General features: G+C 40.6%; 19 protein-coding genes and 1 tRNA gene. 4 read left to right on the top strand and 16 right to left on the bottom strand.

What is annotated here, in order from left to right; genetic code table 11:
- Position 1 precedes the first annotated feature (1 nt).
- The 4 genes from MTF68_RS08100 to MTF68_RS08085 all read right to left on the bottom strand — a co-directional run bounded on the left by MTF68_RS08100 (position 2) and on the right by MTF68_RS08085 (position 5,684).
- Positions 2 to 1,045: a nitroreductase family protein gene (locus MTF68_RS08100; protein ID WP_248462180.1), complete on the bottom strand. Its 1,044-nt coding sequence runs from the start codon at positions 1,043 to 1,045 to the stop codon at positions 2 to 4.
- Positions 1,046 to 1,069: 24 nt separating this feature from the next.
- Positions 1,070 to 3,787, bottom strand: coding sequence for an SLBB domain-containing protein (locus tag MTF68_RS08095; RefSeq protein ID WP_348983617.1), 2,718 nt, complete (start codon positions 3,785 to 3,787; stop codon positions 1,070 to 1,072).
- Between the two features lie 105 nt (positions 3,788 to 3,892).
- Complete coding sequence (locus MTF68_RS08090; protein ID WP_029773724.1) at positions 3,893 to 4,675, bottom strand: DUF481 domain-containing protein; 783 nt, start codon at positions 4,673 to 4,675, stop codon at positions 3,893 to 3,895.
- A gap of 190 nt (positions 4,676 to 4,865) precedes the next feature.
- The gene (locus MTF68_RS08085) at positions 4,866 to 5,684 is read right to left on the bottom strand and encodes a mechanosensitive ion channel domain-containing protein (protein ID WP_024032471.1); all 819 of its coding nucleotides are present in this window, start codon (positions 5,682 to 5,684) and stop codon (positions 4,866 to 4,868) included.
- Between the two features lie 263 nt (positions 5,685 to 5,947).
- Between MTF68_RS08085 and MTF68_RS08080 the strand changes: the two genes are divergently transcribed.
- Positions 5,948 to 6,023 (top strand) — tRNA-His (locus MTF68_RS08080).
- 494 nt (positions 6,024 to 6,517) lie between these two features.
- Here MTF68_RS08080 and MTF68_RS08075 read toward each other — a convergent pair.
- The 12 genes from MTF68_RS08075 to prlC all read right to left on the bottom strand — a co-directional run bounded on the left by MTF68_RS08075 (position 6,518) and on the right by prlC (position 18,932).
- The gene (locus tag MTF68_RS08075; RefSeq protein ID WP_248462179.1) at positions 6,518 to 7,945 is read right to left on the bottom strand and encodes an NAD-dependent succinate-semialdehyde dehydrogenase; all 1,428 of its coding nucleotides are present in this window, start codon (positions 7,943 to 7,945) and stop codon (positions 6,518 to 6,520) included.
- A gap of 397 nt (positions 7,946 to 8,342) precedes the next feature.
- A complete protein-coding gene (gene fdx / locus MTF68_RS08070; RefSeq protein WP_004585776.1) occupies positions 8,343 to 8,681 on the bottom strand; it encodes an ISC system 2Fe-2S type ferredoxin in 339 nt (112 codons plus the stop codon).
- 10 nt (positions 8,682 to 8,691) lie between these two features.
- Positions 8,692 to 10,554: a Fe-S protein assembly chaperone HscA gene (gene hscA, locus MTF68_RS08065; RefSeq protein ID WP_248462178.1), complete on the bottom strand. Its 1,863-nt coding sequence runs from the start codon at positions 10,552 to 10,554 to the stop codon at positions 8,692 to 8,694.
- A gap of 41 nt (positions 10,555 to 10,595) precedes the next feature.
- Entirely contained in the window at positions 10,596 to 11,123 is a 528-nt protein-coding gene (gene hscB, locus MTF68_RS08060) for a co-chaperone HscB (protein WP_004585774.1), read from the bottom strand.
- A 96-nt stretch (positions 11,124 to 11,219) separates the two neighbouring features.
- On the bottom strand, positions 11,220 to 11,543 hold the full coding sequence (gene iscA, locus MTF68_RS08055) for an iron-sulfur cluster assembly protein IscA (protein WP_004585773.1): 324 nt from the start codon (positions 11,541 to 11,543) through the stop codon (positions 11,220 to 11,222).
- A 9-nt stretch (positions 11,544 to 11,552) separates the two neighbouring features.
- The gene (gene iscU / locus MTF68_RS08050; protein ID WP_004585772.1) at positions 11,553 to 11,936 is read right to left on the bottom strand and encodes a Fe-S cluster assembly scaffold IscU; all 384 of its coding nucleotides are present in this window, start codon (positions 11,934 to 11,936) and stop codon (positions 11,553 to 11,555) included.
- Positions 11,937 to 11,978: 42 nt separating this feature from the next.
- Positions 11,979 to 13,196 (bottom strand): IscS subfamily cysteine desulfurase, encoded by a 1,218-nt coding sequence (locus MTF68_RS08045; RefSeq protein WP_004585771.1) that lies wholly within the window; start codon positions 13,194 to 13,196, stop codon positions 11,979 to 11,981.
- A gap of 25 nt (positions 13,197 to 13,221) precedes the next feature.
- The gene (iscR, locus tag MTF68_RS08040; RefSeq protein WP_004585770.1) at positions 13,222 to 13,713 is read right to left on the bottom strand and encodes a Fe-S cluster assembly transcriptional regulator IscR; all 492 of its coding nucleotides are present in this window, start codon (positions 13,711 to 13,713) and stop codon (positions 13,222 to 13,224) included.
- A 220-nt stretch (positions 13,714 to 13,933) separates the two neighbouring features.
- Complete coding sequence (gene trmJ / locus MTF68_RS08035; RefSeq protein ID WP_024032480.1) at positions 13,934 to 14,662, bottom strand: tRNA (cytosine(32)/uridine(32)-2'-O)-methyltransferase TrmJ; 729 nt, start codon at positions 14,660 to 14,662, stop codon at positions 13,934 to 13,936.
- 99 nt (positions 14,663 to 14,761) lie between these two features.
- Entirely contained in the window at positions 14,762 to 15,517 is a 756-nt protein-coding gene (locus MTF68_RS08030; protein ID WP_004585768.1) for a class I SAM-dependent methyltransferase, read from the bottom strand.
- Between the two features lie 50 nt (positions 15,518 to 15,567).
- Positions 15,568 to 16,749 (bottom strand): response regulator, encoded by a 1,182-nt coding sequence (locus tag MTF68_RS08025; RefSeq protein WP_248462177.1) that lies wholly within the window; start codon positions 16,747 to 16,749, stop codon positions 15,568 to 15,570.
- A gap of 131 nt (positions 16,750 to 16,880) precedes the next feature.
- On the bottom strand, positions 16,881 to 18,932 hold the full coding sequence (prlC, locus tag MTF68_RS08020) for an oligopeptidase A (protein ID WP_024032482.1): 2,052 nt from the start codon (positions 18,930 to 18,932) through the stop codon (positions 16,881 to 16,883).
- A gap of 226 nt (positions 18,933 to 19,158) precedes the next feature.
- Here prlC and gorA point away from each other — a divergent pair, with 226 nt between their 5' ends.
- The 3 genes from gorA to MTF68_RS08005 all read left to right on the top strand — a co-directional run bounded on the left by gorA (position 19,159) and on the right by MTF68_RS08005 (position 22,464).
- Entirely contained in the window at positions 19,159 to 20,520 is a 1,362-nt protein-coding gene (gene gorA, locus MTF68_RS08015) for a glutathione-disulfide reductase (RefSeq protein WP_055254577.1), read from the top strand.
- A 313-nt stretch (positions 20,521 to 20,833) separates the two neighbouring features.
- Positions 20,834 to 21,418, top strand: a complete 585-nt coding sequence (locus MTF68_RS08010) for a hypothetical protein (RefSeq protein WP_248462176.1) — start codon at positions 20,834 to 20,836, stop codon at positions 21,416 to 21,418.
- A gap of 209 nt (positions 21,419 to 21,627) precedes the next feature.
- A complete protein-coding gene (locus MTF68_RS08005) occupies positions 21,628 to 22,464 on the top strand; it encodes a mechanosensitive ion channel family protein (protein ID WP_055254579.1) in 837 nt (278 codons plus the stop codon).
- Positions 22,465 to 22,491 lie beyond the last annotated feature (27 nt).

The raw sequence follows: 22,491 nt of genomic DNA, 5'->3' as shown, positions 1-22,491 counted from the left end.
TTTAAAGTGTTATAACTGTACTCTCAAAAGGTTTTTTTTCAGAATACGCTATATGCCCTGATTCATCAGGATAACCTACAGCCATAAACATAACTACACGCTTATATTGTGGTATTTCTAGTAGCTGACTAACTTTATGATCAAGCGTATGTAATTCAGGCCAATTAATAGGGCAACTACCTAGACCTAGCGTTTCAACAGCGAGCATAAATTGCATACTTGCTAGCGCCCCATCTATATATATTACATGTCTATCGCGAGCTTCAGGATAATATGATAGATCACCTACAACAGCTATTAAACATGGTATATTCCCTGAAAAACCAGCAGTTCCACCTGGCAAATCTACCAATTTAGATAATAGTGGCTGACTTTTAATAACATAAAACTCATATGGTTGCCTGTTACAAGCACTCGGAGCCTGAAGAGCAATAGCTGCTGCTTTATTGATTTTATCACCCTCAACACTTTGCGGCTTAAACCACCGTGTTGATCTTCTCGCTGAACACAGTTTCATTAGTTGTTCGTAGCTAATATGGTGTTTAGCTTTGTTAGCCTGAATATAAGGAAGCTTAACTGTATGATTATCTCCTACGACAGTCTTTACACCTTGGTAAAATTCATACGCATATGCAATTTGGGGATGAGTGCAATCAACAACTGTAAAGTACTCATTGAGTACTGACTTAGCCCACTCCAATTCGACCTCACTAAACCCTTCGACTTCGTTTGCGCTTTTGTATACTTGCAAAGTCTCTAGTAAGTAATCTAAAGCAAAAATATTTCTCCTTGGGCGCATAATTAACCCTTTTTCAAGACGATGAATATTTCTTCTTAATAAAGCACTGCTTTTACCATGTATCCCCTTATTTTTTGAGTAAGCTAATTTAGCTTTTAAAATAGCTTTATGCTCGTAATAAAAGTCTCTTGAAAAAAATGTAAAGTAAAAACTTGCAGCAAAACCACTACGTGAGCAACTTGGTAATACTGCGCTCTGAAAAAAATCTATTAGCCGTTTTATTATGTTAATAAAAAAACGTTTCATGATAATTCAACTAGTTTATTCATTCTATAATGAACCAACAGCAGCTACCGCTATACCCATTTGGTATAATATTTGTGTCGCTGTACTCCACAGAGTTAAGTTGTCTACATGCTCAGTGTTAAGAGGCACTACAATGGTGTCTCCAGGCTCAAGCATATCAGTGCGATTAACAGAGAACCATGAGTTGTTTTTAGGAATACTAACCAATCCACTTGCTTTAATAATATAGATGCGGTCTTCATCTGCCCGTTGTTTAAGGCCCCCACTACGCGCTATGTAGTCTTCGTAAGATAATGATGCATCAAATAAATGAGAACTTGAAAAGTTAACCTCTCCGACTACATTGATACTGTTTTGCTTGCTTGGGATATACAGCATATCATTATTTTCTAATGGTATATCGATATTACCATCTACAACAGCAGGTAAATCAATAACCAAACGACCAACCGCTTTAACTTTAGCTAAGTCATTAATTAAGTTCGTCATATCTTGATAGCTTAATGCAGAGTCTGTCACCGAATTATTAAAGCTTTTAGATGCTATATCCCTGCGTAAATCTTCGGACAGTTTATTTAATTGCTGCTGTTGCTGGAAGCGCAGTTTTTCACGGGTGAATACGGCTCCCTTTGAATATGAATATTCAGTTAAGCCACCCGCACGTTTTATTAATTCTCGTAAACTTTCGCCCTTACGGATGTCGTATTCCCCAGGGAATTTAACCTCACCGTATAAACTTACTTTCGACTCTTTTTGCCAATTTGGTATCGGGTATATATTGATAGAATCTTTACTTTTAACAATAAACTTTTCATCATTAGGTTTAGCCACAGCTTCATCTAAATTCACGTTGATATGATCTAGCGTACCTTTATTTGTTGGTGTAAATCTTGTTATCTCTGCACTTTCAATATAAGCAGACTCTTTTAATCCACCTGCTGAAATAATTGCCTTATCTATATTCGCATTCATTGGGAGAGGATAAAGACCTGGGTGATACACTTCACCACGAATTGCATATACCTTTAGCGTACTCTTGTAGCCAGCTTGCTGATTTAGCTTGGAAAGAATAGGTTTTAACAAACGTTCCCTACTAAAGTAAGAAAACTCATCCTCTTCTAACTCATTTTTTTTGCTTACCATCTGACCTATTGGTGATAGTTTCTTATTTTCTTCTTCAAGCTCATTTTCAACTTGTTCTCCAAATGCTTTGTCTAACGAAGAACCTAGATCAATAAATTCATAAAACTGTTTCTTTTCGTATTCGCTCCACATTTTCATTCTTTCTCGGAGCTTTATTTGCTCCTCAGTTAATGCAAGTGAATTTAAAGCAATTTCTTCATCTTCAATAGATTGAAAACGACTAAATATGATTATTTTGTCACGTGCTTGAAGACTTATATCTTCATTCTTGTCATGAGTTGCGGCTTTTACTGGAGAAAACTGGTGAATCTCAATGTCACCTTTGAGGTTGGTCTCTCTAACAACAATCCCATATTCGTAATCAGCTATTGGTAATAGGTCACTTTTTATCGAGGTGAACAAACGACTAACTTTATCGCCTTTTTTCCACGAATAGTTACCCGGATATGTTACCGCACCAATTAAAGTAACGGCTTCATTTAGCTCTTCGCTTGATGAAGGTACTTTAAGTTTGTCTCCATTTTTTGCAATATAGTTTAAATTGGGGTCAGTTAAATCAACCTGCAATATGGTTTTAAAACTGTTCCCAGTGTAGCGTTCAACTATCGTTTTTTGAGGGTATGCTGCACCTTTAAAGCCACCGGCCATTGTGATTAAATCTTTTGCTGTTTCGCTACTTTTTAATTCAAAAATAGCAGGTCTATGAACTTCTCCATCAATGCTAATCTGCTTACCCACTGTTGGGATAAATACCACGTCACCTGGTTTTAAAATAACATCATTCGTGCTATCACCTCTGATGAGCAGGTCGTATAAATCAAGGGTTTGAACTATTTTACCTGCTCTTTTTAACTGAATATTACGTAATGAGCCTATTTCAGAGATACCCCCACTTACAAATAATGCATGCGATATCGATGATAACGCGGGAACAGTATAAGCGCCGGGTAGATGCGCTTCCCCTAAAACCATAATTCTTATATTTCTTGTTTTACCCATAGAAACAAACGACTGCACACCAATCATTTCTCTTTCGACCTTTGTCTCTATAAGGTCAACTACTTCACTATATTGCATACCATTAACGGTGACAGGTTGTAGCTTATTAATAACTAGCCGACCTTCTCTATCAACTTCAACCTCTTCATTTAAAGATTCTTTACCGTACAAATTAATAGTGAACGTATCTCCAGGCCCTACTATATAGGTACTTGGTACTAATGCATTTTCTGAAGGTGTAAAAGTTGTCGGTTCGCCTGAAAAAAGTTCATAACCAAAGGGTTTTAGCTCGTCAAGCTCAGGTTTAAATTTATCTTCATCTGATTGAAGCTCTTCGTCATCGGTTTCGTTTTCACTATTACGAGGAAGCACAGAAGGTATTGAAGCGTTATTTTTTGTATTTGTATCACTTGATTGCTTTAGGGTACTTAAATCAATACCATACTTTTTTGCTAACGCATTTTGTTGAGACTTAGGCAGTTTTTTAAATTGCTCTAGCTGTTGCTCTGTAGGTTGTACAGTCTGCTCCGCACCCAATACTGAGAAAGAAAGTAATGCATTAAATAGCAGCATCGCCGAAAAAAATTTAATTAACTTCACAAAGTTCCCTTCCTAAAAATAAAGATAGCCGCGGCATACTACACCATTTTTTAGGTAAAAAAAATGGGTAAGCAAAGCTCACCCATTATTAAAGTTTTGTGTTTTTTAAAAACTATATACTAACGTTAATGACGTCTCTGTATCTGTGCTTTCTTCGTCATCAGCAACATCTGAGTTGTTGGTAACATTAAAAGCGACTTTCATTTGCAGCGAGCCATTTATTTTTGCTAGCAATGCAGTTTCTGAACGCGTTTTGGTGTTTGAGTCACCGTACTCAACTGATACAAGTTGAGTAAAACGTGCACTGTCTGAAATCTGCCAGTTGTAATCAAGTTTACCTAAAGCAATTACTTCACTGTCGCTTTCGCCTGCAAGTAGGTTACCGTCGTCATCAACTTGCGTGCTGTCGTCTGAGTATTCAAAAAATTTGTAACCCGGACCAAACTCTGCATTTAACCACATATCTGGTTGGTCAATTAAACGTAAGCCGTAACCAGCAGAAATTACAGATTCAGTTCTATACGCGCCAAAGTAGTCTGAAACGTGTGAACCATAAATGAATAAATGAGAATTCTTTTCATTTAATTTGTAATTACCTTGCGCAGATGCAGAGTACTTTTCGTTCGTACGCTGCTTGTCTTTATCGCCGTTGTCATCTTCTACTTCATCTTCTTTATAGATGCCGTCGATTTTGTACTCGTTATTCCAGTTTTCTAGGTGATGTAATACCTTTAAACCGCCTTTTAACGTTGTAGTTTCAGTGTTACCACTAGTGACAATAGCACCTAGCTCGCTTGTTACTTCCCACGTTTTTTTCTCTGCGTCTTCAGCGAATGCGTTAGTTGCAGCAGATGCTGCAACTAACAGTGTTAAAAGCTTTAATTTCATTAAAAATAACCTATTTAATCCTAAAAATTATACTAATTCGCTTAATTAAGTAATCTATTTTGAGGCTGGAAAAACGTGTTGATAGCCAGGCAAAAAATTCGCTATTTAGTTGTTCTAAATGAGAATTTTTTAACGCAGATAGCGACACGTTTAACCCCGCAAAATGATTAAGTATTATTGCGGATTTGTATTAGTCTTGCTTGTGTAAATGTACATCCATTTGTGGAAATGGGATTGTAATGTCTGCATCATCTAATGCAATTTTAATGTTCTCTAATAATGCCCAGTACGTTGGCCAGTAATCACCAGAATTTACCCAAGGACGCACAATAAAGTTTACGCTTGAGTCTGCAAGTTCAGAAACTGCAACAGTGTATGCTGGATCTTTAAGTAAACGAGTCTCTGCGTCAAGTACTGACTGTAATACTTCTTTTGTTTTACGTAAGTCAGCATCGTAGCCTACACCAATTACTAAATCGATACGGCGAGTAGACTCACGCGAGAAGTTAGTAATAGCACCAGACATAATTTGTGAATTTGGTACGATAATTACTTTGTTATCTGGAGTGCGAAGCTCTGTTGAGAATATTTCGATTTTTTTAACTGTTCCCATTTTACCTCCAGCTTCAACAAACTCACCAGATTTAAATGGACGAAGCAATATAATAAGTACGCCAGATGCAAAGTTAGACAGCGAACCTTGCAGCGCTAAACCAACAGCTAGGCCAGCCGCACCTAAAATAGCAATAAACGAGGTTGTTTCTATACCGATTTGCGAAAGTGCCATTAAAATAGTGGCAGCAAATACGATGGCATAAACTATACTCGATACAAATGAGCCTACAGCTTTATCAACTTTCTTTTTATCGAATGTTTTTTCTGTTAAACCTGCACAAAACTTGGCAATACGGCTACCAAGTAAAAAGATAACAAGCGCAATAACTGCTTGAATACCGTAGTGTAAAATTAGGCCTGAGTTTTCGTTTAGCCAAGTAAGTATTGAATCCATAGTAACTCCAAATAGTTTTTATTAAGCAATTTCTCGCAAGTGAGTATACATTAATTTACATTTTATTCTCATTAAATAGTAAATTATCACTACAAAATAATTTTTATTGTCAGCGCTATTACGCTACACACTCTTTATGAACCTTTACTGATAGTAGGCAATTTTATGAAATATTTATTTTTTTTGATTTTTTTTAATTTTAGGCTTCACAACATTTATAATATTATGTATTATGCGCGCCACACCAAACGAGGTGTGTAGTGGCGGTTGTAGCTCAGTTGGTAGAGCCCCGGATTGTGATTCCGGTTGTCGCGGGTTCAAGCCCCGTCAATCGCCCCATTTTTTCTCTTCTTATTTTTTCATATAAACTTCCTAGCAATATTTAAAATAAATTATTAATTTATTACCCTCAATGAAATAACTTTTCACACACCCATTTTTATTTATATTAATTTTTGTTTTAAAATAGCATCCAATCTAAAGTGCGTTTAGATTTTTATTAAAAATGTATCGAAGTAATACTATAAAAATAGGCGAGTTTGAATCTGCGGTATAATTAAAAATGCTTATCGAGGGCGTGGAGTTTAATCATCAAGCTATAAAAAATGCCACCTTGCGGTGGCATTTACACACGGGTTATTTCTACAAGTAGAAATTCTTTTTATTTTTGATTATTTTTAAACAAAAATTATGCCGTAAATGTAGCACTAAGGCCTATATCTAGCAATAAAAAGGTAACCTGTAGTTATAGATCACTTAATTAAGCAAATTGGTATTAGTAACCTAAATCTTACTGGGTAATCAATTTTTCATGGCTTATGGTGTCATCGTTTTTAAACTTTGATACACACATATTTTTCTTCAAGGTATTCATCAAGCCCTTGATGGCCGCCTTCTCGGCCTAAGCCTGATTGCTTAACTCCACCAAACGGTGCTACAGGGTTCGATATAGCCCCTTCGTTAACACCAACCATGCCAAACTCAAGCCCTTCGCTAATACGATAAATCTGCTTGATATTTTGACTGTAAAAATAAGCCGCTAAGCCATATGGAACATCGTTAGCAAGGGCTAGTACTTCGCTTTCCTCATCAAAAGGAATAACCGTTAATACCGGGCCAAATACTTCTTCGTGGTATATATCCATTTCGGTCGTTACGTTAGTAACAATGAGCGGTTTTTGAAAGCTGCCGCCTAAGTCGCTGTTATCCCCTATTAGGTCTGCGCCTTTATCAAGTGCATCTTGCACAAGCTGCTGCACTTTTTCTTTCGCTTTTGGGTAAATCAGGGGGCCAATGTCTACATCCTCTTCAAACCCATTGGCTACTTTTAATGCGGCTACTTTAGGCGTAATTTTACTAAGCACTTCATCTAAAATACTGCGCTGTATAAAAACCCGGTTTGCGGCTACACATGCTTGGCCACTGTTTCTAAACTTAGCCGCCATGAGGCCGTCGATTGCTTCGTCTATATCGGCATTATCAAAAATAATAAAGGGGGCGTTTCCGCCAAGTTCCATTGAGGTACGTTTAGTCGTACCCGCACACTGAGAAAGTAACTGCTTGCCTACGCCTGTTGAACCTGTAAAAGTAAATTTGCGCACCACTTCTGAGTCTGTAAGTATTTGTCCTACTGTTTTTGCGTCTTGCGAAATCAGTACGTTAAAAGCCCCTTTTACAAACCCGGCTTGATCGGCAAGGTATGCCAACGCCAAAGCACATAAAGGTGTATATTCAGAAGGTTTTAGCACAAAGCTACAGCCTGCAGCGTATGCTGGCGCCACTTTACGTGTCACCATAGCAACCGGAAAGTTCCAAGGAGTAATGCCAGCCACAACGCCTACAGGTTGTTTAAAGCTCGTTAATCTATGTGTATCGTCGGTTGGGGGGATCACATCGCCGTAACTGCGTTTAGCTTCTTCTGCAAACCATTTTATAAACCCAGCGCCATAGTCTATTTCACCTAACGACTCTTTAAGCGGTTTACCTTGCTCTTTTGTCATTAGCTCAGCAAGCGTTTGCTTGTGTTTTATTATCAGCTCATACCAACGCATTAGCGTATTACTTCGCTCAGTGGCATTGGTTGATTTTAACTTAACAAACGCACCTTGCGCTGCCTTTATTGCGCTATTAACGCCTTGCTCGTCTATATCACTTACTTCAACAATACTTTTTTCGGTCGCGGGGTCGTCAACGCTAAAACGTTTATTGGTTTTATAAAATTCACCATTAATAAACGAGTCACAAAAAATTAGATTACTCAAAATAGACCTCCGAAATAGTTTTATGGGTTAGGTAAAACGCGTAGCAGCGGGTTTAGCCAAAAGCGATAATTCCTTGACTGTAATTCGACCTGTAAAACGTGATCACTTTAGATCTAGGCCTATTTTAAAAACGCGACATAAAGTCGCTGCTACGGTGTAAGATGTAGCTGCGGGTTTACCCCGCGATTATGATTACGTGGTCATTCATTTAAAAACGCGACGTAAAGCCGCCGCTACGGTGTAAATGTAGCAGCGGGTTTACCCGGCGATTATGATTACGTGATCATTCATTTAAAAACGCGACATAAAGTCGCTGCTACGTGCTTATACAATCTCTTAAACAAAAAAGCCGCTGTAAAAAACAGCGGCTTTTAAAAAAATTCTCGTTAATTAAAAACTAGTGCTCTTCATTAACGATATTGAGATTGTACTTAGGTATTTCAACCACTAAGTCTTCATCTCTAATAACTGCTTGGCATCCTAAGCGAGATTCTGACTCTAAGCCCCATGCTTTATCTAGCATGTCGTCTTCTAGCTCATCGCTTTCGTCTAGTGAGTCAAAGCCTTCGCGGATCACTAAATGGCATGTAGTACATGCACACGATTTTTCACATGCGTGTGGAATGCTAATGCCGTTTTTAAGGGCCACATCAAGGACTGTTTCGCCCGCAGGCGCTTCAAGTGCTGCACCGTCAGGACATAATTCCGGATGGGGAAGAAAAATAATTTGTGGCATTCTAACCTCTTTAAACGTTGTCTACTGACTGCCCTGTAAGGGCCTTTTTAATTGATGCATCCATTCTGCGCGAGGCAAAATCGCTGCTAGCGTTATCTACTTTTTCAATTGCGGCTTTAATATCACCTGGCTGCTGTGCGGTTTCGCGCACTTTAGCAAGCTCGCTTATTTCAGCTTTTAAATTAGCAAGTTGAGTATCGTCGAGCAAGTCACCGTCGCTAGCAAGTGACGCCTCTAGTGCTTCTATAACACGTAGCGCTTCTACTTGTTGCTCTTTAAGCATACGTGCTTGCATGTCGTCTTTAGCGTTACTCATTGACTCTTTAAGCATGTTAGCTACTTGGTCATCAGATAAGCCAAACGATGGTTTAACTTGGATTTCAGCTTGCACACCCGTTGATTTTTCCATTGCTGATACACTTAACAAGCCATCGGCATCCACTTTAAAGGTAACACGAATATGTGCAGCACCTGCTGCCATAGCCGGTATGCCTTTTAAGCTAAATTTAGCCAGCGAGCGGCAATCGTCAACCAGTTCGCGCTCACCTTGTAGCACATGTAAAGACATTGCCGTTTGGCCGTCTTTAAAGGTAGTAAATTCTTGCGCACGAGCAACAGGAATAGTGGTATTACGCGGAATTATTTTTTCAACTAACCCACCCATCGTTTCAAGGCCAAGTGACAGTGGCAATACATCAAGTAATAGCATGTCAGAATCGGGCTTGTTACCTACTAATACATCAGCTTGTAATGCAGCACCTAATGCAACAACACGATCCGGGTCGATTGATGTTAACGGCTCTTTTTCAAAAAAGCCTTCAACTTGACTGCGAACCAGTGGCATGCGAGTTGAACCACCTACCATTACAACTTGCAGCACTTCTTCGTTTTCGATGCCAGCATCTTTAACTGCACGACGACACGAACGAAGTGTTTTTTTAACAAGTGGCATAGCCAGCTCGTCAAAGGTTTCACGTGTCACTTCTACGGTGTGTTTTTGCTCGTCAAATTCAAGCACTACATTTACTTTTGCATACTGGCTTAGCGCTTCTTTACACGCTTTTGCTTTATTGATGAATAAACGTAAAACTGAGGGTGATAATGATGACACACCTGTTTGCTGCTTAAAGTAATCGACTAATAACGAATCGAAATCATCGCCACCTAAGCTCGAATCACCGCCAGTTGCCATTACTTCAAACACACCTTGGTGTAAGCGAAGTATAGAAATATCAAAGGTGCCGCCGCCTAAATCGTAAACAGCAATAATACCTTCTTGGCCCGAGTCTAACCCGTAAGCGACTGCCGCAGCGGTTGGCTCGTTTAATAAACGTAATACGTTAATGCCAGCAAGCTCGGCTGCATCTTTAGTGCTTTGGCGCTGTGCGTCATCAAAGTACGCAGGCACGGTAATTACTGCACCTAAAATGTCTTGATTACCAAAGCTTTGCTCTGCACGCGCTTTTAGAGCCGCTAAAATATGGCTAGAGGCTTTAACAGGGCTGATTTTTCCGGCATCGGTTTGAATGGCAAGCGAGCCGTTATCTTCACAAAACTGGTACGGTAATTGGCCGTAGCTTTGCTCTATTTCGGCTTGGGTTTTACCTAAAAAACGCTTAACTGAAATAAGGGTATTGGCTGGGTCTTGTGTTGCAGCTTGTGCAGCATCGGTGCCTACCGTGATGCCGCCAGCTTGGTAACGCACAACCGATGGCAACATGGCTGCACCAAGGTCATCTGTTAATGTGCGGGCTTCGCCACTTTGTACCGTTGCAACCAATGAATTAGTGGTACCTAGGTCAATACCTATTGCTAATTTGTGTTCATGTGGTGCCGCGCTCTGCCCCGGCTCAGCAATTTGCAATAATGCCATAATGCTCTTTAAACTCGTGTTGCTCGCTTTACAGCAAGTAATTAATCGTCAAATAAACTGTCTTCAATGCGCTCAAGTTCGTCTTCTAATTTATATACAAACTTTAATTTGCGAATGTTGTCAGCAGCTTGTTGATATTGCGCCTCGTCGTTACTTGCAAGTTGCTCGGCAAGTTCATTACTGTATTGGATTTTTAATTGCTTTATTTGTGATTCAAAATTGGCGATAGCGGCCTCAGGATTACTTGCTGAAGCGAGCTCTTCAAGCTCTTCACGCAGTTCCATTTGCTGCATTAAGAACATTGGATCTTGCAATGTTTGTTGCTCAGCTCGAATATCAACACCTAGTTCGCTGAGCATATATTCAGCTCGTTTTACTGGGTGTTTTAGCGTTTGTAGCGCATCGTTAATTTCAGCGGTACTTTGTACGGCCATTAACTTATCACGGCTGCTCGCATTAGCGTGGCGATCTGGATGCACTGCGCGCTGCAGCTCTAGGTAATGCTTATTTATTGTTGCCAAGTCAATGTTGTAATCAACTGGTATTGCAAATAACTCAAAGTAACGCATAGCTTCAACCAATAAAATTTAGAAATACAAATTTCACAAATAACAAAGCCCTACAATTACTGGCAGGGCTTAAAAATACTACAAAGGTAGCTGAGCTTAAACAGTAAAGCTTTCGCCACAACCACACTCGTCGGCTTGGTTAGGGTTATTAAATTTAAACCCTTCATTTAAGCCTTCTTTGGTGTAGTCAAGCTCAGTGCCGTCAATGTAAACCAAGCTTTTAGCGTCAACAATTAAGGTAACGCCTTTAGCTTTAAAGGTTTCATCGTCTTCGTTAAGCTCATCAACAAACTCGAGTACATAAGCAAGACCTGAACAGCCCGTCGTTTTAATGCCAACGCGCAGGCCTAAACCTTTACCGCGGTTTGCTAAAAATGATTGTACGCGGTTTGCTGCCGCATCTGTCAATGTCACTGCCATGAATTTCTCTTACTTCGCTTGTTTGCTTTTGTAATCAGCAATTGCTGCTTGAATTGCATCTTCAGCTAAAATTGAACAGTGAATTTTCACTGGTGGTAATTCAAGCTCTGCACTGATATCAGTGTTTTTAATAGTTGATGCTTCGTCTAGTGTTTTGCCTTTCACCCACTCTGTTACAAGTGATGATGAAGCAATTGCACTGCCGCAACCGTATGTTTTAAATTTTGCATCTTCAATAACGCCTTCAGACGATACTTTAATTTGCAATTTCATTACGTCACCACATGCTGGTGCGCCAACCATACCCGTTGCCACTGACGGATCATTTTTGTCTAAAACACCAACATTACGTGGGTTTTCTACGTGGTCGATTACTTTATCACTATAAGCCATAATTCTATCCTCATTACCTGCTACGGTAGGTGCTCACTCGTATTAGTGGTGAGCCCATTCAACTGAATCTAAATCAACACCTTCTTGATGCATTTCCCATAAAGGAGACATCTCGCGTAGGCGACCGATAGAGTTTTTCATTAATTCAACGGTGTAATCAATTTCTTCTTCGGTAGTAAAACGGCCAATACTAAAACGAATTGAGCTGTGTGCTAGTTCGTCGTTACGGCCAAGTGCGCGTAGTACATATGAAGGCTCTAAGCTTGCCGATGTACACGCAGACCCTGATGATACCGCTATGTCTTTTACTGCCATAAGTAACGACTCACCTTCAACAAAGTTGAAGCTGATGTTTACAATACCTGGTACTGATTGGTCTTGTGCGCCGTTAAAGTATACTTCGTCCATATCAGCCATAATGCCGTCAATTAGGCGTTTACGTAATGCGCTGATGTGTGCGTGATCTTTTTCAAAATCTTGCTTAGCAATTCTAAATGCTGCACCCATACCTACTAGCTGATGAGTTGCAAGTGTACCTGAACGCATACCACGTTCATGGCCGCCACCGTGCATTTGCGCTTCTAGGCGAGCACGTGGTTTACGACGAACGTAAAGTGCGCCAACACCTTTAGGGCCATATACTTTGTGGCCTGAGAACGACATAAAATCAACTTTAAGCTGTTGTACGTCGATTAATACTTTACCTGCGCTTTGTGCTGCATCTACGTGGAACATAATTTTACGTTCGCGACACATTTCGCCAATAGTATTGATATCTTGAATTACACCTAGCTCGTTATTAACGTGCATAATGCTGACAAGAATAGTGTCGTCACGCATAGTTTCTTCAAGCTTTTTAAGATCTAATAGGCCGTTTTCTTCAACGTCCATGTAGGTTACTTCAAAGCCTTGGCGCTCAAGTTCACGACACGTATCGATTACTGCTTTGTGCTCAGTTTTAGCGGTAATAACGTGCTTACCTTTCTTTTTGTAAAACTGCGCTGCACCTTTAATTGCAAGGTTATTTGATTCTGTTGCGCCCGATGTGAAAACAATTTCACGCGGGTCAGCATTAATTAAATCGGCAATGTCTGTACGCGCTTGGTCAACTACTTCTTCAGCTTGCCAACCAAAACGGTGCGAACGTGACGCAGGATTACCAAAATTACCGTCCATTGTCAGGCATTGCATCATTTCTTTTGCAACACGCTCGTCAACAGGCGTGGTCGCTGCGTAATCTAAATAAATCGGTAACTTCATTTCTCTCTCCGCTGCAGGTCAACTTTTATAGTTGACAGCTTACTTGAATGTTTTCCAACTGCTTAATTGCATTATTGATGCTGTTATCTTGGCGAGATGCGATTTCTTTCACATCTGATTTTTCCACCAATTCAGCTAAGGTAATATTATTTAAAAACTCTTCGATACGTGCGCTTAAATCAGACCATAGGTTGTGAGTTAAACAACGCATACCGCTTTGACACCCGGTATCGGCACCTTGGCAACGTGTTGCATCTACCGATTCGTCTACGGCGCTAATTACATCGCCAACAGAGATAACCGCGGCTTCTCGGCCTAGCAAATAACCGCCACCAGGACCACGAACCGAGCTCACTAAGCCATTTTTACGTAAACGGGCAAATAATTGCTCAAGGTAAGACAAAGAAATTTCTTGTCTTTGTGAAATATCAGCAAGGGCCACAGGACCTACACTCGCATGTAGTGCAACATCCAGCATAGCTGTTACGGCATATCTGCCTTTTGATGTTAACTTCATAACGCCCCCCGCACAAAAGAGTGCAAATTTTAATTACCAGAGTAAAATAGTCAAGTATTATCACTTGATAAAAATTTGATTAAAGAACACTGTTCTATTAACAAATTTTTAATACCTGACCTTTTTGGTCAAGTATTAGGTGTATTGTAATTACTTGAGTGTTTTAGTCAAGTATTAGCTCGTTATTTACCCGCAGGTTTTTATAACCAATCGCTATACCTTACTTAGGAATAGATTTATTAATTGAGGTAAGAATGCCACGCAGTATGTTCAGCTCAGCCTCTTCTGGACGTGCTCGGTTAAACAAGCGGCGTAGCTTGGTCATTACTAAACCTGGATGCTGCTTAATAATAAAACCGGTGTTATCGAGCGTCTCTTCTAAATGATCGTAAAATAACTCTGTTTGTTTTGAGCTTGGGTAAGCAGTCTCATCGTCTGCTTGCTCAGCCTTTGGCTGCTGATTTAAAAACGCCATACGCGTTTCGTAGCTTAGCGTTTGTACCGCCATAGCTAAATTAAGCGAGCTGTACTGTGGATTTGCAGGAATACATACATGGTAATTACACAGCTGTAGTTCTTCGTTAGTTAATCCGCTGTTTTCACGGCCAAATACAAGCGCTACAGGACCGTTTACAGCCTCAGCAACTAGCTTTTCACCGCATTCACGTGGCTCAACCATAGGCCAAGACAGCGTGCGTGAACGAGCACTCGTACCAATAGTTAATGCACAATCGGCAATCGCATCAGCCACGGTATCAACAATAACCGCATTACCTAAAACATCGGTTGCACCGGCTGCTAAGGCGCTTGCATGGCTGTCTACTTCACAAGCAGGGTCCACTAAATACAGTTTTGATAAACCCATGGTTTTCATGGCGCGAGCCGCCGAACCAATGTTGCCAGAGTGTGAGGTATTAACTAAAACGATGCGAATATCATCTAAGATCATTGCTGTGCTACTTTACTATGCCAAAAAATTGTGCGAATTCTAACATAAAAGCGCGCTAAGATCCTAGATCCTTAAAGCCGATCAATACGCTAAATACCGTTAAACCATGGCCGCTTTTACATACACATCAAAACGGTTCTTTTTTGTTTTAATTTGCATGCTGGGGGTTTGATTGTTTAAAAATGGGGCGTAATCGGGGCGTTTAACTACCACACGCTTACTGGCAAGTGGGTAGGCAAATTCAAGTAAGTCATCGGCGTCGGTATCTGCGCCTACTAATGCCTGAAATACGCGCATTTCTTTTTTAACTAACGCTGATTTTTCTCGGTGTGGAAACATAGGATCTAAATACACTACATCAGGCATGCTCTCGCACTGCTCTAATAACGTGTGGCTTGAGCCAAACACTAAGCTCATATTTTGCTGCATCCATGAACCAATCTCTGCATCTTCGTAAGCGCGTTTTAAGCCATCAAACAATAAAGCCGCTACCACAGGGTGGCGCTCATGCAGTATAACCTTACAGCCAAGTGACGCTAGCACAAAGCCATCTCGGCCAAGCCCGGCAGTGGCATCAAGTACAACAGGCGTTGCGCCTTTATTTAACCCTACCGCTTTTGCGATTGATTGGCCTTTGCCGCCGCCAAACTTCCGCCTGTGAGCAACAGCACCTGTTACAAAGTCTACGTTTATTGCGCCAAGTTTAGGCTCGTCGCTTTTTAAAAGGCTAAGGCCCTTATCGTCGTAATGCAGAGTAAAACCGCTACAACTTTGCGCCCATTGGGCTAAGTTAAAACGCGTTTCTAGCTCATTTAAATATGGGCGACACTCTTTAAAAGCACACTGAATAACCACTACACACTCCGACGAAAAATTTCAGCTGCAGTATAACAAGCGTTAAAGCACTAAAATAGCTCTATATCGCTTTGATGCGCAAGACTATGTGAGCTGGCCTCCTCTACTTTAGAGCGTAAGTTGCACAATAATTCGTTGCGGCTCTCGGTCACTTGTTTAAGCTGGTACTTTATAAACGCTAAATCACTATTTGCGGTTACTAGCAGCTGCATAGTTTCGTCTAATTGTGACATGTATAAAGTTAAATCAGCTGGATTGGCGTATGCTTGTGTTTGTTTAATTGCACAGTTGAGTTCATGAAGCTGCTCTATAAACTGCCTTGTGTAGTCGTTTTGTACAACATTTTGGCTAGTAAGCTGCTTTACTATATCTTGCAAAGCAGTGCTAATTTGGGTGGCTTGTTCAAAGCTATTTTCGTTTCTTTCCATAGCAACGACCTTTTCGTTTGTCACTTCGAGTATGTGCGGGAATAAGTCTTTATAACGGCCGTATAAAGCACGATTATCAGCCGGCATATTCTTAATTAATAAAGATATTTTGGGGTAGTTAATAATGGTGCTGTTACCAATATCCACAAATCGACTGGCATTACGGTGCTGCTCTAAAAGCTCCTGCTCGAGCGGGCATACACCACTTTCTAAACTATAAAAATAGCTCCCCCCCTGATACCAAAACACAATAACCACGTCTAAATTAAACGGGCTAAAAAAGGCAAGTAAGTGCTCGCTTAACGAGTGAAAGTTATGACAGTGATAGCTTTGCCCCACAAACCTAACAATACGCCCCATATCTCCCGACTCCGCCAAAGCCATTGCGGCGGTATCTTGCGCTTTAGCTACATCAAATTTTAGCTTTTCACATTGCTGCCGGTACTCATAAAGCACTTTAATGCGTGCCATTAGCTCTTCGGTGTTGAAGGGTTTTATGATGTAGTCAGACGCGCCTACGCTATAGCCTTTTACTCTATCGTTAAGCTCCACCTTAGAGGACAAAAACATAACGGGTATATCGTGTGTTGACTCATCTTCTTTTAATGCTTGGCATACTTGATAGCCGGATTTACCGGGCATTTCTATATCAAGTAAAATTATGTCGGGCGTGTGCTTTTTGGCTAGCTTAAGTCCTTGTTCGCCATCTTTAGCGTGAATAAGCTTACAAAAGCCCGCTAAAGCCTCTTCAATAATTCGATGAACATACAAATCGTCATCAATCGTTAGTACCAACTTTGCCATGCCCTAGTCCATTTTGCTGCGTATACACAAAGCATAGTACGGGAGGTTAAAATTACTAAAAACAATTGGCCAATATATTAAAAAACATAAAAAAAGCGCCATATAGGCGCTTTATAAGGTTAAGTAGTTGTTTATGCAGCTATACCACTGTGACGCAGTAAGGCATCAACGTTTGGCTCGCGACCTCGGAACTTTTTAAATAACTCCATAGGTTCTTCACTGCCGCCTTTTTCTAAAATATTTTCTAAGAAGGCTTTACCTGTTTCGGCGTTAAAAATACCGTCTTCTTCAAATTTAGAAAATGCATCGGCAGAGAGTACCTCAGCCCACTTGTACGAGTAGTAACCGGCGCTGTAGCCACCTGCAAAAATATGACTAAAGCCATGTTGAAAACGATTAAACTCAGGCGGGTTAACCACCGACGTGCGGCTACGTACGTCGTTTAAAATTGCTTGAATTTGGCACTCTTGGTTTGCCTGGTAGTCGTGGTGGATTCTAAAATCGAACAACGAAAATTCAATCTGACGCAGCATTTGCATGCCAGAATTATAGTTTTTAGCAGCCAGTAGCTTATCAAGTAGCTCTTTTGGTAATGGCTCACCACTTTCAAAGTGGCCTGAAATAAAGCTCAGCGCTTCTTCATCGTAACACCAGTTTTCTAAAAATTGGCTTGGTAGCTCTACGGCATCCCATGCAACGCCGTTAATACCAGCAACAGGAGCAGCATCAACTTGGGTAAGCATGTGGTGTATACCATGGCCAAATTCGTGGAAAAGCGTGGTTACTTCGTCATGTGTAAATAGCGCCGGTTTGTCGCCTACCGCTTTATTAAAGTTACACACTAAGTATGCCACGGGTGTTTGCAATTCTCCGCTGGCGCGCACTTTACGCCCCATACAGTCATCCATCCACGCGCCGCCACGTTTGCGCTCGCGTGCATATAAATCAAGATAAAAACGACCGCGCAATGTATTACTGCTATCAAAAATTTCAAAAAAGCGAACATCGCTGTGGTAGCTATCAAAGTCGCTTACTTCTTTTACCTTAATACCAAAAAGGCGGCTAACGGTTTCAAATAAACCGCTAAGTACTTTATCTGCAGGGAAATAAGGGCGCAGTACTTCATCTGAAATTGCGTATTTTTCTTGCTTGAGCTTTTCGCTGTAGTAACCAAAATCCCATGCTTGAAGCTCAGTAATACCATGGTGTTGCTCAGCATAGGCTTTTAGCTCTGCCACTTCTTGCTCTGCTTGAGGCTTAGACTTAGCGGCTAAGTCTTCTAAAAATGAGAAAACTTGCGCTGGCGACTCAGCCATTTTAGTTGCTAATGATTTTTCAGCGTAGTTATTAAACCCTAACAGCTGCGATAGCTCATGGCGTAGTGCAAGCTCTTCTTTCATAATGGCTGAGTTATCAAACTCACCCGCATTAGGGCCTTGATCTGAAGCGCGCGTACAAAATGCCGTGTAGGTTTCTTTGCGCAGTTCGCGGTCATCTGCATAGGTCATTACCGGTAAGTAAGACGGAAAATCAAGCGTAAATACCCAGCCGTCTAAACCTTTGCTTTTAGCTGTTTCGCTAGCAAGCGCTAATGCCGACTCTGGCAAGCCTGCCAATTGGCTTTCATCGGTAATGTGTTTATGCCATGCAAGCGTTGCATCCATTACGTTATTGCCAAATTTAGAGGCAAGTTCAGATAAACGCGTGCTAATTTCGCCGTAGCGCTTTTGATCTTCTGCTGATAATGCAATGCCTGAAAGTTTAAAATCACGTAGGGCGTTGGTGATGGTTTTTTGCTGCGCAGTGCTAAGTGTTTTAAATTCATCGCTGTTATAAAGCGCATTATACGCTTTGTACAGGCCTTGATGCTGCCCGACAAATGTTGAGTACTCAGATATAAGTGGTAAACATTGCTCGTAGGCTTCACGCAGCTCGTCGTTATTCATGACTGAATTAAGGTGCGATACTGGTGAAAACATACGCGAGAGTTTATCGTCGGCTTCTTCAAGGGGTAATACTAAATCGTTCCATGTATACGAGCCTTTCGCTAACACGTCATCTATGGCTTTACGACATTGCTCTATACCGTGCTTTAGTGCCGGTACTACGTACTCTGGCTTTATTTTTGAAAACGGGGGTAAGCCTTCTAGGCCAATGAGTGGATTTGTTTGTGCTTCGCTCATGAATTTTCTCAATTTAATTGACTATGAATTTGAAGTTGGGGCAAAACGGTGAAATACAAGCCTCCATTAATGGGTCTAATATAGCTTAGGATGAAACTGATCGGCATAATAAACAATTTCGTTTGTTGTATTTATCAGCTTTTTAGCGCGCCGCGCTGGGTGACTTGCACTTAGCATATGCTATCATCGGCACATTATAGTTAAATATATTTTTTGAGGATAAAACATGGCTCAGCATTTTGATTACATTGCGATTGGTGGTGGTAGTGGCGGTATTGCCTCTGCTAACCGTGCGGCAATGCGTGGCGCTAAAGTAGCGCTTATCGAAGCAAAACACATGGGCGGCACCTGTGTTAATGTAGGCTGTGTGCCTAAGAAAGTAATGTGGCATGGCGCACAAGTTGCTGAAGCAATTAACTTATATGCACCTGATTACGGCTTTAACGTAGAAGTAAAAGACTTTAACTGGAGCAAACTCGTTGAGAGCCGCGAAGCGTACATTGGTCGCATTCATAAAGGATACGACAACGGTTTAGCGAACAATGGCGTAACCGTAATTAATGGTTTTGCTAAATTTGTTGATAGCAAAACCGTAGAAGTAAACGGCGAGCATTACACGGCCGATCATATTTTGATTGCAGTAGGTGGACGTCCGCATACTCCTAATATTCCAGGTGCTGAGTACGGTATAGACTCAAATGGCTTTTTTGAATTAACAGAGCAGCCAAAGCGAGTAGCGGTAATTGGCGCAGGTTACATTGCTGTAGAACTTGCCGGTGTACTGCATGGTTTAGGCACAGAAACTCATTTATTTGTACGCAGACACGCGCCGCTTCGTAATTTTGATACGCTACTGGTTGAAACCCTAGTAGAGATCATGAAAAAAGAAGGCCCAACACTGCATACCGAATGCTCGCCTAAAGAAATTGTTAAAGAAAGCGATGGTAGCTTAACCATTCATTTTGAAAATGGTTACAGCCAAAACGTTGACCAAGTAATTTGGGCTATTGGCCGCGAGCCAAGCACCGACGTAATTAACATTGCAGCAGCAGGGGTTGAACTAAATAGCTCTGGTTATGTAAAAGTAGATGAATATCAAAATACAAACGTACCTGGTATTTATGCTGTGGGCGATATTATTGAGCACGGTATAGAACTTACGCCTGTCGCTGTTAAAGCCGGCCGTACCCTATCAGAGCGTTTATTTAATAAAGACCTACCTGATGATTTAAAAATGGATTACAGCCTTGTACCTACTGTGGTATTTAGCCACCCACCTATTGGTACTATTGGTGAAACCGAGCAAGAAGCCATTGCTCGCCACGGCGAAGAAAATGTAAAAGTGTACAAGTCTGGCTTTGCCGCTATGTACACAGCCGTTACACAACACCGCCAACCGTGTGCAATGAAGCTTGTATGCGTAGGCCCTGAAGAAAAAGTAGTTGGCTTACACGGTATTGGTTTTGCCGTTGATGAAATGATTCAAGGCTTTGCTGTTGCTATGAAAATGGGCGCAACTAAAGCTGATTTTGATGCCGTTGTTGCTCTGCACCCTACAGGCTCAGAAGAGTTTGTGACGATGCGCTAAGCAAATTCTGCTTATAACGTTAAAAGCCCTTACTATGTTTTAGTAAGGGCTTTTTTATGCTTAACGCATTTAACCCTATACAGCACAACTAATTAACTCAACTTATTACAAAAAACACATCATAAATACATAATATAAAAACATAACCCATTAATTTAACAGCAAAAAACTTAGACCGATAAATATATAAAAAGTTTCTATAATGTTTTGGCTTTTAGCCATTTTTATAATTAAACTGCCGCGCATTGTTTTCTATTTGAGCTTTTATATGTTTTTACTGCGATCTTTTATTTACTTATTATGCTTAGCAGGTGTGGCTTTTTTAATTCAGCTTGAAGGTTTTGATTTACAGCAAAATGCACTTTACAGTGAAGAAACACTAACCGAACACATGCAAGATATTTTAACGTTTTTAAGTTGTATGCTGTTTTTCTACGCCTCACGTATTCACTCTAATCTTAAAATAGCCGCGCTGTTACTGGCTGCTTTGTCGGCTGCTATGTTTGTTAGAGAATTTGACACCTACCTAGATATGTATGTGTTTGATGGCGCATGGCAAGCAATTGTATATACGCTGTTAGGGAGCGTACTACTTTACTTAAAAGCCCAACGAGGCTTTATTTACAGCTCGTTAAAAGCCTATGCGCAAACACCGAGCTATGGTATTTGCCTATCTGGCTTAGTGACCTTACTCGCTTTCTCGAGAATGATGGGCAAGGGCGAGTTTTGGCACTCAGTTATGGGAGAACAATACGTTCGGGTCGTTAAAAATATTATTGAGGAAGGCATAGAAACCCTAGGTTACACGCTTATTTTTATCGCTGCCATTGAGCTTGTATTGTTTTGCCAAAAACACGCTAAACACACGCAGGTCTCTATTACAGAGCAAACAGCCTAGCTGCTAAGTAATACCGGTTTAATTAAGTATTAGCCATTCTAGCGTACAAGATAAAGCGCTAACAGGGTTATAACGCTATTCAGCTATTGCTATAAATGGCTCATAACTTAATACAATTGGTATAAGTGATTTTATGTAGCTTAAATTTGCTAATTGGTTTGTTTACTCAATATACTTAGCGTGCCTATTGCTACTCGTATTTGGAAGTTATGATTAAAGACATACTCATGCACCCTTTTTTAGTTTCTGTGCTCGTGCTTGCCATTGCATTTGTGCTTAAAGTACTGGTTGATAAACTAGCAAGAAACCGCGCAGAAAAAAAAGAAAAAGACATTCGTTACATCACTCATAACATTAAGCACTTTATTAATTTTGTTATGGTGCTGTCTCTGCTATTTGTATGGTCGACCGAAATACAAAATTTTGCGCTGTCTATTGCTGCGTTTGCAGTGGCTATAGTGCTTGCAACACGCGAGTTTATACAATGCGTTATAGGCTTTTTTTACCTGGTTACCACCCGCCCGTTTAGAGTAGGTGATTGGATACAAGTGGGTGACTATTTTGGCGAAGTAGCCGAAACAGACTGGGTAAAAACCACCATGCATGAAATAGACATGCACACTTATCAGTTTTCGCGCAAAACAATTTATATTCCAAATAACAAGCTGATCACCAGCTCAATTAAAAACCTTAATTATGTAAAGCGCTTTGTTACTCATCATTTTACTATTGTACGCAGAGAGAGCTTTAACCCTTATGTTATCCATGACGAATTAGTCAATCAGGCAAAACTATACTGCGAAGAGTTTCACGATGTAGCAACACGTTATAATTCGATGATAGAGCGTAAACTCGATGCCAAAATTTCGGGTCCGGCACCGGTTATTCACTTTGGCACTACAGAGCTTGGTGAGTTTAAAGCAAGCTTTACGCTATTTTGCCCAACCAACAAAGCACTTGAAATAGAGCATAAATTAACTGAGTGTTTTATGGCTTTGTGGTACGAACAGGCGAAGAAGAACAAAGAAGAGCAAAGCGAGGCGTAAACCTCGCATTGGTAACCTATAAAGCGC

The organism is Pseudoalteromonas sp. 2CM37A (genome assembly GCF_023161885.1).
In the GTDB taxonomy this organism is placed as follows: Bacteria; Pseudomonadota; Gammaproteobacteria; order Enterobacterales; family Alteromonadaceae; genus Pseudoalteromonas; species Pseudoalteromonas atlantica.
The sequence above is the reverse complement of the archived record's forward strand: the minus strand, read 5'-3'. Positions and strand labels throughout refer to the sequence as shown.